Origin of the sequence: Erythrobacter sp. (assembly GCF_036351135.1) — a bacterium.
Classification (GTDB): Bacteria; Pseudomonadota; Alphaproteobacteria; order Sphingomonadales; family Sphingomonadaceae; genus Erythrobacter.
The window spans coordinates 50,264-61,129 of record NZ_JAZBON010000015.1; the positions used below are offsets into that span (position 1 = coordinate 50,264).

The window sequence follows — 10,866 nt, forward strand, 5'->3', positions numbered from 1 at the left end:
GCTAGGTTCGCGCAGCCAAAGCGCCCGCCCCCGCCTGTCCGGCCCTGCTGCTATGCAGGAAGACTGGCCGGCACAGGGGCGGGCGCGCTTGAGCAATCGGGCGCAGGCCTGTAGACCCTGCTGCGCGTCATACCATCCCGGGCGGACCAGCCGCCATAAGCGGTACAGAACAAGGGAAGCGGCGGCTTGAACCAAAGAATAGACCTTGAACAATTATGCGCGGAAAAAGGGCTGCGGATCACAGAGCAGCGGCGCGTCATCGCCAAGGTCCTGTCCGAGAGCGACGACCACCCCGATGTCGAGCTGCTCCACAGCCGTGCCTCGCAGATCGATCCGAAGATCTCGATCGCGACCGTCTATCGCACCGTGCGCCTGTTCGAGGAGGCGGGCATTCTCGATCGCCACGATTTTGGCGACGGGCGCTCACGTTACGAACCGGTCCCGGAGGCACACCACGATCACCTGATCGACGTCGAAACCGGCAAGGTCGTCGAATTCGTCGATCCGGAGGTCGAGGCGCTGCAGCGGCAGATTGCCGAGAAGCTGGGCTACCGGCTGGTCGATCACCGCATGGAGCTTTACGGCGTGCGCCTCTCGCGCGAAGAGCGCTGACCCCGCGCGCAGCGGCCCGCCGCAGGAAATGAGCGCAGAGCAGCAGTCGACCGGCATCGACGCCGCCACCATCGACAAGGCGTGGGAGCTGCGCGTGGCGGCGGCGCGCGGCGAGGCGACTCCGATCACGGTCCGCGGCTGGACCCGGATCATCAGGCGCTCGCTCATGCTGCTGGGATTGATGGCGGTCTTCATCCCGCTGCATTATCTCTACCGCGCCTTCGCCTATGGCTCGCCCTTCCCGATGTGGTTTCTGCGTTTTGCCGCGCGCGTCTGCGGCGCGCGGGTGAAGACGATCGGGACGCATCTGAGGCGCGACGTGTTCTACGTCGCCAATCACGTCTCGTGGATCGACATCCTGGCCCTTGCCGGAGCGTCGGGCACCGCCTTCGTGGCCAAAGCGGAACTGGCCAAGGCGCCGCTGGTCGGCTGGCTCGCCACGATGAACCGCACCGTTTTCGTCAAGCGCGAGGCGCGGATGAGCGTGGCGGACCAGATCAACGCGCTGAAAGAGGCGCTGGCGGACAATTGGTCGGTCACCGTCTTTCCCGAAGGGACCACTACGGACGGCCAGTCGCTGCTGCCGTTCAAGACCAGTATGCTCTCCGTGCTTGAGCCGCCGCCACCGGGCGTTCTGGTCCAGCCGGTGCTGATCGATTACGGCCCGATCGCCGAATGGATCGGCTGGATCGGCGAGGAACCCGGGTTCAACAACGCCAAGCGCGTGCTTGCGCGCAAAGGCTCCTTCGAGCTGCGGCTGCATTTTCTCGAACCCTTCAGCCCGGTCGACTTTCGCGGGCGCAAGGCGATCAGCCAGGAGGCGCGGCGGCGGGTCGAGGATGCATTGCGCGAGGCGCTGGGCAAACCGCTGCGCGATTTTGCGCACGACGTCGAGCCGATCCGCTATTCCGCGCGGCGTGAGGATGTCCCCGACGAATTGCGACCCTGACCGGCGGGCGATTTCGGGCGCTGGCGCCTACAGGCCGGCGCGCACCAGCCAGTCGTGGAACAGGCGCACCGGGCGCATCTCGAGCGCGGTTGGCTTGCACACGAACCAGTAGCTGTAGGGGCTCTGGACCTCCGCGCCCGGCAGGTTTGTCAGCCGGTTGTCGCCCGCCCGCGTCAGATGGTCGTCATGCATGATCGCGATGCCCAGCCCCTGCGCCGCCGCTTCCAGCATCAGCGCACCCGAGTCGTAATGATCGATCGCGGCGGGCTCCAGATCTTCCAGGCCATTCGCTTTCTTCCAGGCGACGAAGCTTTCAGGCAGTTCGTTGTGGATGAGGAAGGTCTGCTTCGCGAGCACGGCCGCGTCCATCTCCTCGCCGATGGTCTGCGCGGCCTGCTTGGAACAGATCGCGTGGACGAGATTGTGATCGAGCCGGACGGCGTGCAGCCCGCTCGCCGGGCCGCGCGACAGGATAATGGCGGCATCGAGCGTGTCGCCCACCCGGTCCTCGAGATGAGGCGCGGTGTCGATGTCGATATGGAGCAGCGGGTGGCGCTTGCGCAATTCGCCGAGCCGCGGGAACAGCCGCTGGCTCCCGAACATCGGCAATACGCCGAGGCGCAGGCGCAGCAGCGCGATATTGTCGGACTGGCTTTCGACCGCGCGCGACAGGGCCTCCATATGCGGATTGACCGCCTCGAAGAAGGCTTGGCCCTCGTCGGTCAGCTGCATCGACTGGCGCGCTCTGGTGAACAGCTTCTTGCCGACGAACTCCTCGAGATTGGTGATCCGGCGCGAAAGGGCGGACGGGCTGAGGCCGATTTCCTCGGCGGCGGCCCTGGCCGATCCGAGGCGGACCGTGCGCATGAAGGCCTCAAGCGCGCGCAGGGGGGGCAGGCGACGTGATGGCATTTAGTGCAACTCCTTGGTTCACAGGGAGCTACGCAATGCGCGCGCAGGCAGATGCAAAAAATCGAAGCGGATTATAGATAATCACGAATGCTGTGACTTTATTGCAAGTCATTCTCATCCGGTTCAGGCTCGGGAGCATGCAGGCGCAGGCGCTTTACATGCGTGTCGTCGGCCGCCAGCACCTCAATGCGCCATCCGCTCGGATGTTCCAATTGCGCGCCCACCGCGGGCACGGCCTCGGCGAGCACGAAGGCGAGCCCGCCCAGCGTATCGACCGATTCCTCGACCTCGGCGAGCGCGGGATCGACCGCCTCGGCAATGTCGTCCAATTCGGCGCGCGCGTCGCAATCCCACATCCCCTCGCCGATCGGCACGATCAGCGCCTGCGGGGTCTCGTCGTGCTCGTCCTCGATCTCGCCGACGATCTCCTCGACCAGGTCCTCAATGGTGATGATGCCATCGGTGCCCGAAAACTCATCGAGCACGATGGCGAGGTGCACCCGGCGCGCGCGCATATCGGCCAGCACGTCCAGCGCACCGCGCGATTGCGGCACGTAGAGCGGCTGGCGCATCAGCACCGTCCAGTCGCGCGGCGGTTTCTTGCCGTTCGCAAGGAAGGAGAAAACGTCCTTGAGGTGGATCATGCCGATCACGTTGTCGAGCGTGTCGCGATAGACCGGCATGCGCGAATGGCCGTCCTGCGAGAATTGCGCGACCAGTTCTTCCCAGGTGACGCCCGCCTCGACGGCAACGATCTCGCCGCGCGGCACGGCGACGTCGTCGGCATCGTGCTCGCTGAAATGCAGGAGGTTGCGCAGCATCTGCCGCTCGACCGGCGAGAGATCGCCATTGCCTGCGCCATGGTCCTGATCGTCGGTGTCGTCGTTCTCGCCCTCGTGCTCGTCGATCTTCTCCTCGATCTGAGCGCGTAGGGAACGATCGCCGTCGGCTACGCCAACCATCTTGCGTAAGGCGGAGGCCAAGGCGGACAGGCCCCCGGCGCTACTCTCCGCGTCTCCCGCGGAACTGCTGCTGCTGTCGGGCATGGCCCTTACGTGGTTACTCCCCATGATCGCGGTCCCCATATGGGTCCGCGATACCCATTATTGCAAGAGCCGCGATTTCGAGCCGCTCCATCGCCTCGGCTTCGGCCTCGCTGGTTACGTGATCGTGACCGGCAAGATGCAACATCGCGTGAACGACCAGATGCGCGAAGTGATCGGCGAGCGATATGCCTTTCGTCTCCGCCTCGCGCGCGCAGGTTTCCAGCGCCAGCGCGATATCGCCGAGCAGGACCGGCGGCCCTTTGGCTTCCAGCGCTAGCAATTGCGCGCGGCTCATCATCGGGAAGCTCAGCACATTGGTCGGCCGGTCGCGCCCGCGCCATTCGCGGTTGAGCGCGTGCACTTCGGCGTCACTGGTGAGCAGCAGGCTGACCGCAAGCCGCCTGTTGGCCAGCGCCGGCTCCACGCCCATTGCCGCCGCCGCGGCCCGCCGGGCGAGCGCTTCCCACTCGCCCTTCGGCCAGCCCTCAATGTCGATCTCAAGCTCCATGCGACGCGCCAAGTCCTACAGGATGGAACAGGTGGAACACGGTCCTGGAAACGAATGTTCCGCTGCTCGCAGGTGGGCGCGAAGGGGTGCGGCAAGGAGCGATGATCGTCATGGTCCGCCCAATATCATCGCGGCGTGACGGTAGGAAAGGCGGGCGCGGTCGCTCCGCCCCCTATCGCCGCCATTGCTGCGCTGCACACAGTTTCGTGGGCCCCGGCGGTGGACAGGTCCGACCCGGCAACGCAAGACTTGTGCGCAAGGGTTCGTCTCAATCGCTTCCGCCAACGCAAAGGAATGCCTCATGACCATTGCCGCCGCCCGCCCCGTCAAAACCGCTCTTTTCGCCAAGGCCGCCCTCCTTGCCTCTGCCGCAATGCTTGCCACGCCAGCCGCGGCGCAGGATGGCGAGGACGGTTTAGGCGCCAATGATCTGGAAGACGAGGGCGCGATCATCGTCACCGCACAGCGGCGCGAGCAGAACATCCTCGACGTGCCGATCTCGGTCGCGACGGTGGACGAGGAACGGCTGACCGCAATCCTCGATGCGGGCGCCGACATTCGCGGGCTCGCCGGGCGCGTCCCCAGCCTTTACGTCGAGGGATCGAGCGGGCGCACCGCGCCGCGCTTCTACATTCGCGGCCTCGGCAATGTCGATTTCGATCTCAGCGCCTCGCAGCCGGTTTCGATCGTCAGCGACGAGGTGGTGCTCGAAAACGTGCTGCTCAAGGGATTCCCGATCTTCGACATCGAACAGACCGAAATTCTGCGCGGGCCGCAGGGCACTTTGTTCGGACGCAACACGCCCGCCGGCATCATCAAATTCGACACCAAAAAGCCGACCGACACGTTCGAGGGCTATCTTTCCGCCTCCTATGGCCGGTTCGATTCGGCCAAGGTCAACGCTGCGATCGGGGGCCCGTTGGGCGACAATTTTGGCTTCCGGGTCGCGGGCGAATTGACCCACCGCGACGATTTCGTCGAGAACGTCAATCCCGGCGCGGATTTCGCCGGCAACAACGATGGCCGCGACGACCTTGGCGGTTTCACCTCGGTCGCGGGCCGCGCGCATTTCGAGCTCGACCTTGCGAACTTCAACTCGCTGCTCACCCTGCAATATCAGAAGCTGGACGGCACGACGACGTTGTTCCGGGCGAATGTCCTGTCGCCCGGGACCAACAATCTGAACGACAATTTCGACCGGTTCGAAGTCGCCTATGACGGCGGGCGCAACAATATCTCCAACACCGAGATCGGCGGCGTCACCTGGAAGAACGAGCTGGGCCTGGGCGATCTCACGCTGACCAGCATCACCAGCTATTTCGAAGCGGACAGCGACGGGGTGGGCGACATTGACGGCGGCGTCGGCGCGGGCTTCCTTCCGGGCGGATCCTTCCCCGGCTTCATCCCCTTCCCTTCCGAAACCGGCAGCCGCGACACCGATCTCGAACAGGTGACGCAGGAATTGCGCCTGGCGAGCGACATGGGCACTTTCAGCTGGCAGCTAGGCGCGTTCTATTTCCGCGACGAATTCACCGTGGACAACGCCTCCTTCGACGGATTCGGCAATCCGGAAGCGACGATCATCGCGCTGACCGAGCAAACCAACGAAAGCTATGCGGTGTTCGCGCAAGGGTCGCTCGACCTGACCGAGCGCCTGACGCTGACCGCGGGCGTGCGCTACACAGACGACGACAAGGATTTCGTCGGCAGCCGCCCACTCGGCTTTCTCGGCCCGATCGATGCGCGCGTTTCGGTGGGCGACGATCAGGTCAACTGGGACGTCGCGCTCAATTACGAGGCAACCAACGAGATCGCGCTGTTCACCCGCGTCGCAACGGGCTTCCGCGCGCCCTCGATCCAGGGGCGCCTGCTGTTCAGCAACGATGTCACCACGGCGGACAGCGAGAACGTCATCTCGATCGATGCCGGGATCAAGGCGGCGTTCGGCAACACTTTCCGCATCAGCGCGGCGGCGTTCTATTACGAGGTCGACGACCAGCAATTCACCGCGATCGGCGGGGCGGGCAATTTCAACCAGCTGATCAATGCCGACAAGGGCGTGGGCAAAGGCTTCGAGATCGACGCCAACCTGCGTCCGGTGCGAAATCTCGATATCTTTCTGGGCTTCTCCTACAACGACACCGAGATCCAGGACGAGGGCCTGCTGGTCGCACCATGCGGGGCGCCCTGCACCGTGCTCGATCCGCTGGTGACAGTGGACGGCACGACGCGCGCCTCGATCGACGGCAACCCCTTCCCGCAGGCGCCCGAGACGATCCTCACCGCCTCATTGCGCTACGCCGTGCCGCTGAGCGGGGGCGAGCTCTATTTCTTCACCGACTACACCCAGGTCGGCGAGACCAACTTCTTTCTCTACGAAAGCCGCGAATTCCGCTTCGACGGCAATTTGGAGCTCGGCGTGCGTGCGGGCTATATCGATTACGACACCGGGCTTGAGGTCGCGGGCTTCGTGCGCAACCTCACCAATGAGGAAAACCTGATCGGGGCAATCGACTTCAACAACCTCACCGGTTTCGTGAACGATCCGCTGATCTGGGGCGTGGAGACGCGGATCAGCTTCTAGCCGGGACCGGAATGCCGGGGCGGGGTCTACCCGCCCCTACCCTTCGTAAGCCTCGACGATCCGGCCCACGATCGGGTGCCGCACGACGTCGGCGGCGGTGAAGCGGATCGTGCCGAAGCCTTCGACCCCTTCGAGCTTGCCGACCGCATCCGCCAGGCCCGACATCGTATCGCCGCCGGGAATGTCGACCTGGCGCGGATCGCCGCAGACCACCATGCGGCTGTTCTGGCCGAATCGGGTGAGGAACATCTTCATCTGCTCGCGCGTGGTGTTCTGCGCTTCATCCAGGATCACGAAGGCATCGGCCAGCGTGCGCCCCCGCATGAAGGCGATGGGCGCGATCTCGATCTCGCCGCTCTCGATCCGCCGCTCGACCTGTTCGGGCGGCATGCAATCGTAAAGCGCGTCGTAGAGCGGGCGCAGATAGGGATCGACCTTGTCCTTCATGTCGCCGGGGAGGAAGCCCAGCTTCTCCCCCGCCTCGACTGCGGGGCGCGAGAGGATCAGGCGTTGGACGCTCCCGGTCATAAGCTGCGACACGGCCTGTGCGACCGCGAGATAGGTCTTGCCGGTGCCAGCGGGGCCGAGGGCGAAGATGATGTCGTCGCGCGCGAGGCTGCGCATATAGGCGATCTGGGTGGCGGAGCGCGGGACGATCGTCTTGCGCCGCGTGCGGATCATGATCGGCGGGCCGCTCTTGTCGCCGGAGATGATCCCCTCCAGCGTCGGCTCGTTCGACATGGCTATGAGCGATTCGATCGCGCCCGCATCGAGGTCCTGGCCCAGGGCCAGCCGGTCGTACATGGTCTTGAGTGTGTCGCGCGCGCGGGCAACCGCATCTTCCGGCCCCTCGATCACGATCTTGTCGCCGCGCGCATGGATCATGACGCCCAGCCGGTTCTCGACCTGAACGAGGTTGGCGTCGAACTGGCCGAACAGCGCGCCCAGCAGCGACTGGTTTTCGAAGGACAGCTCGGTCTGCGCCCGTCGCGGCTCGCGCAGCGGCACGGGATCGGGCGACAGCGCCGGAGCGCCGCGCGCCTGCGGAGAGGAAGGGTTCTTGCGTGTCGGTCGGCGGCCCATGGCGTCCTTTATGCGATAGGTGGCGGGTTGCCCGATGCTGAAAGGTAAGCCTCGCGCGGCCATTGGCAAGGAGCGCCCCCATTCCTTGCGGTGGAAAGTCATTGCTCCTTCACATCGTGACGGATAAATTACGGCCTCTTCGCGAAAGGTGACGAAGCGATGTCGATTGCCCTTGTTGCAAACGTCGTCCTGGCGGCGTCGCAGCCATCCCCTCCTCCCGCCATTCCAAGCGATCCCGCCCCCGTTTCGATCGACGCCGAGCCGCAGTCCGAAGGCGAAATCATCGTCAGAGCGCCCACCGACGAAGGCGAGCGCCGGAGCGAGCTGCGCCGGATGGCGAGCGAGGTGCTGAACAAGGTGCCCTATTCGCAGGCCATCGGCTCTTACAGTCGGCCGATGTGCCCCAAGGTGTTCGGCCTGCCTGAAGAGGCAACACTCTTCATCGAGGATCGCATGCGTGCGAATGCGGTTCGCGCGGGCCTGAACCATGAAAACGGCCCGAAGGATTGCAAGCATAACACATCGGTCATCTTCGTTCCGGCGAGCCAGGGCGGTGCGCAGACATGGTTCGATCGCAACTCCGACGAACTCGATCATCTGGCCAGTCATGAACGGATAAGCGTGCTGAACGAAAAGGGTCCGGTGCGAGCATGGACCTATGCTCCTGCGAAGACGGGCGGACCCGTCATCGTGCCATCGGCGCCGATGGGCGCGGCTTCCGACGCGCAGCGCCTGGCGCTCGCGACGGATCCGAAGCGCCCGTTCTATGCGAGTCGGACGAGGCGCGACGCCAATCCGATCGCGGGCGCTGTCGTCATGATCGAATTGCCGCAAGCGATCGGCAAATCCCTGGTCCAACTCGCCGACTATGCTTCGATGCGCACGTTCGGAAACAGCAGGGCTATTTCTCCCGACACCGCGCCCGCCGCCCGGACCATTCTCACTCTGTTTCAGGCAGAGGATGCTCCGGCGGAGCTGACCACGTTCGACCAGCCCATGTTGTCGACGCTTTACGAAACCTCGCCGACTGCCACCAAATCGCTTCTGTTCGGCAATGTGGCGCGGCGCGTCACCCGGATGGAGCAAGCCGAAATCGCACCCATCGACAGTGAATGACCGTTGGTCGAAAACCGCATGATTACGTCGATCCGGGTCAGAGCTTCGTAGCATTCGCCATTTACGGTTTGCCCACTATGTGAAACGGGCTTGTCCATGAGAAAACATTTCCTCTCGATCCTCGCAATCGGTGCATTCATCGGCGCCGCGCCAACTGCTGCCCAGACCGACGGGGCACAGGACGACGCGCCGCCCGTTGCCGATAACGAGGTTGTCGACAACGAGACCGCCGGTAACGAAATCGTCGTCACCGCGGAAATGGAGCGCGAGGCGGAAGAGCGGCTCGAACAGATCACGCGCTCGATCACCCGCCGCACCCGCGTCGACAAGCCGCTCGCCAAGCAATACGAGCCCATCTGCATCGGCATCATCGGGATGAATGCCGACTATGCCGGCGTGCTGATCGCGCGGATCGAGGAGCATGCACGGCGGCTCGACATCCCGCTGGCGGGCGAGGATTGCCAGCCCAACACCATCGTCGCCTTTGCGAAGGACGCGCGCGCGCAGATCGAGCAATTGCGTAAAGACAGCGAGTGGCTGTTCACCGGGCTGCTCGATCACGAATACAAGCGTATCTTGCGCGGCAATGGCGGCGCCCATGCCTGGCAGACCACCGAGACGCGCGAAGTCGACGGCAAGCAGCTGAACACCATCCAGTTCGGCAATCCGCCGCGCCAGGTCCAGACCGCCGATCCCTTCAACGCGACCCGCATGGCGCAGCAAATCCGCACCGACATGACCGCTTCGGTCGTGGTCTTCGACGGCGAGGCGATTGCCGGCAAGACGCTGCAGCAGCTGGCCGATTATGCAAGCATCCGCAGCTTCGCCAATGTCGACGATCTTTCGGGCGGCGCGCCCAATGCGACCGACTCGATCCTCGCCTTGTTCGACGAAGAGTTCGAGCCTCCGCAAGGGCTTACCGAGTTCGACTGGGCCTATCTAGACGCGCTCTACAAGCTGCCCCGCACCGCGCGCGGCAACGCCATCCACGACGCCGCCTGGTCCGCCTATCGCAAGAACGTCTGGGACAAGGACGACTGACGGCGACCTGCGAACAGCCGAAATAGTGCGCGCTCGGGTCCGGGCGGACTGACCGATTTCGACTGGGCTTATCTCGAAGCGCCCTACACATTGCCACCCACCGCGAAAGCCTACGCCACTCATGAAGCGGCCTGGTCGGCCTATCGGCGTAAGGGCCTTGCGGCGAAGGACTGATCCGCCGTTTCAGACGCCGACGACGGTTCTCACCTCGCCGCGCAGCGAGTTCGGCCCGGCTTCGGCAAGCTCGACATTCACCATGTCGCCGATCTCAGCCCCGCCGCTTCGTTCGCTCTCGAACCACACACTCTGGAGCCAAGGAGATTTGCCGAGCCATTGGCCTTTGTGCTTGCCGCGGCGTTCGACCAGAACTTTGCAGCTCTTGCCGATGCTTGCTTCGTTGAATGCCAGCTGGTCGCGATTAAGGCGGGCCTGCAGGCGTTGGAGGCGATCGTCCATCACCTCGCGCGGGACCTGATCGTCCATCGTGGCGGCGGGCGTGCCGGGGCGTGGGGAATATTTGAAGCTGAAGGCCTGAGCGTAGCGCACCTCGTCGACGAGGGTCAGCGTATCCTCGAACTCCGCCTCGGTCTCGCCGGGGAAGCCGACGATGAAATCGCCCGACAGCGCGATGTCGGGACGCGCCGCGCGAAAGCGTTCGAGCAGCTTGAGATAGCTTTCGGCGGTGTGCGCGCGGTTCATGGCTTTCAGCACGCGATCATTGCCCGACTGCACCGGCAGATGGAGATAGGGCATAAGCTTGTCGACCTCCCCATGCGCGGCGATGAGATCGTCTTCCATGTCGTTGGGATGGCTGGTCGTATAGCGAATGCGCTCGAGCCCATCGAGCTTTACCAGCGCGCGGATGAGCCCCGCGAGCCCCTTCGTTCGGCCCTTGTCATCCTCGCCTACCCACGCATTGACGTTCTGTCCCAGCAGCGTGATCTCGCGCGCACCCGCCTCGATCAGTTTGCGAGCCTCGGCAATCAAGTCGCTGTAGGGCCGCGAGATTTCCGCA

At 64.3% G+C, this 10,866-nt stretch carries 10 protein-coding genes; 5 read left to right on the forward strand and 5 right to left on the reverse strand.

Annotation, left to right across the window (positions count from 1 at the left end):
- Positions 1 to 186: 186 nt before the first annotated feature.
- Entirely contained in the window at positions 187 to 612 is a 426-nt protein-coding gene (locus V2I30_RS04645) for a Fur family transcriptional regulator (RefSeq protein ID WP_330660912.1), read from the forward strand.
- A gap of 28 nt (positions 613 to 640) precedes the next feature.
- On the forward strand, positions 641 to 1,561 hold the full coding sequence (locus V2I30_RS04650) for a lysophospholipid acyltransferase family protein (protein WP_330660913.1): 921 nt from the start codon (positions 641 to 643) through the stop codon (positions 1,559 to 1,561).
- A 27-nt stretch (positions 1,562 to 1,588) separates the two neighbouring features.
- Here the strand turns inward: V2I30_RS04650 and V2I30_RS04655 are convergent, their stop codons facing one another.
- The 3 genes from V2I30_RS04655 to ybeY form a co-directional block, all read right to left on the reverse strand.
- Positions 1,589 to 2,473 carry a LysR substrate-binding domain-containing protein gene (locus tag V2I30_RS04655; RefSeq protein ID WP_330660914.1) on the reverse strand — a complete coding sequence of 295 codons (885 nt, stop codon included), beginning with the start codon at positions 2,471 to 2,473 and terminating at the stop codon, positions 1,589 to 1,591.
- 98 nt (positions 2,474 to 2,571) lie between these two features.
- On the reverse strand, positions 2,572 to 3,519 hold the full coding sequence (locus V2I30_RS04660; protein ID WP_330660915.1) for a hemolysin family protein: 948 nt from the start codon (positions 3,517 to 3,519) through the stop codon (positions 2,572 to 2,574).
- A gap of 13 nt (positions 3,520 to 3,532) precedes the next feature.
- Positions 3,533 to 4,027 (reverse strand): rRNA maturation RNase YbeY, encoded by a 495-nt coding sequence (ybeY, locus tag V2I30_RS04665; protein ID WP_330660916.1) that lies wholly within the window; start codon positions 4,025 to 4,027, stop codon positions 3,533 to 3,535.
- A gap of 301 nt (positions 4,028 to 4,328) precedes the next feature.
- Between ybeY and V2I30_RS04670 the strand changes: the two genes are divergently transcribed.
- The gene (locus V2I30_RS04670) at positions 4,329 to 6,611 is read left to right on the forward strand and encodes a TonB-dependent receptor (RefSeq protein WP_330660917.1); all 2,283 of its coding nucleotides are present in this window, start codon (positions 4,329 to 4,331) and stop codon (positions 6,609 to 6,611) included.
- A 36-nt stretch (positions 6,612 to 6,647) separates the two neighbouring features.
- On the opposite strand, the gene V2I30_RS04675 is transcribed toward V2I30_RS04670, so the two are convergent.
- Entirely contained in the window at positions 6,648 to 7,694 is a 1,047-nt protein-coding gene (locus tag V2I30_RS04675; RefSeq protein WP_330660918.1) for a PhoH family protein, read from the reverse strand.
- A gap of 159 nt (positions 7,695 to 7,853) precedes the next feature.
- On the opposite strand from V2I30_RS04675, the gene V2I30_RS04680 reads away from it, so the two are divergent.
- Both V2I30_RS04680 and V2I30_RS04685 read left to right on the forward strand, forming a co-directional pair.
- Positions 7,854 to 8,810, forward strand: coding sequence for a hypothetical protein (locus V2I30_RS04680; RefSeq protein WP_330660919.1), 957 nt, complete (start codon positions 7,854 to 7,856; stop codon positions 8,808 to 8,810).
- 96 nt (positions 8,811 to 8,906) lie between these two features.
- Positions 8,907 to 9,851, forward strand: a complete 945-nt coding sequence (locus tag V2I30_RS04685; RefSeq protein ID WP_330660920.1) for a hypothetical protein — start codon at positions 8,907 to 8,909, stop codon at positions 9,849 to 9,851.
- Between the two features lie 183 nt (positions 9,852 to 10,034).
- On the opposite strand, the gene V2I30_RS04690 is transcribed toward V2I30_RS04685, so the two are convergent.
- On the reverse strand, positions 10,035 to 10,866 hold an 832-nt coding region (locus V2I30_RS04690), incomplete at its 5' end, for a MiaB/RimO family radical SAM methylthiotransferase (RefSeq protein WP_330660921.1).

Coding starts and splice junctions, on each gene's coding strand:
- V2I30_RS04650 (WP_330660913.1), top strand. CDS start 641: ATGAGCGCAGAGCAGCAGTCGACCGGCATCGACGCCGCCACCATCGAC.
- V2I30_RS04655 (WP_330660914.1), bottom strand. CDS start 2,473: ATGCCATCACGTCGCCTGCCCCCCCTGCGCGCGCTTGAGGCCTTCATG.
- V2I30_RS04660 (WP_330660915.1), bottom strand. CDS start 3,519: ATGCCCGACAGCAGCAGCAGTTCCGCGGGAGACGCGGAGAGTAGCGCC.
- ybeY (WP_330660916.1), bottom strand. CDS start 4,027: ATGGAGCTTGAGATCGACATTGAGGGCTGGCCGAAGGGCGAGTGGGAA.
- V2I30_RS04670 (WP_330660917.1), top strand. CDS start 4,329: ATGACCATTGCCGCCGCCCGCCCCGTCAAAACCGCTCTTTTCGCCAAG.
- V2I30_RS04675 (WP_330660918.1), bottom strand. CDS start 7,694: ATGGGCCGCCGACCGACACGCAAGAACCCTTCCTCTCCGCAGGCGCGC.
- V2I30_RS04680 (WP_330660919.1), top strand. CDS start 7,854: ATGTCGATTGCCCTTGTTGCAAACGTCGTCCTGGCGGCGTCGCAGCCA.
- V2I30_RS04685 (WP_330660920.1), top strand. CDS start 8,907: ATGAGAAAACATTTCCTCTCGATCCTCGCAATCGGTGCATTCATCGGC.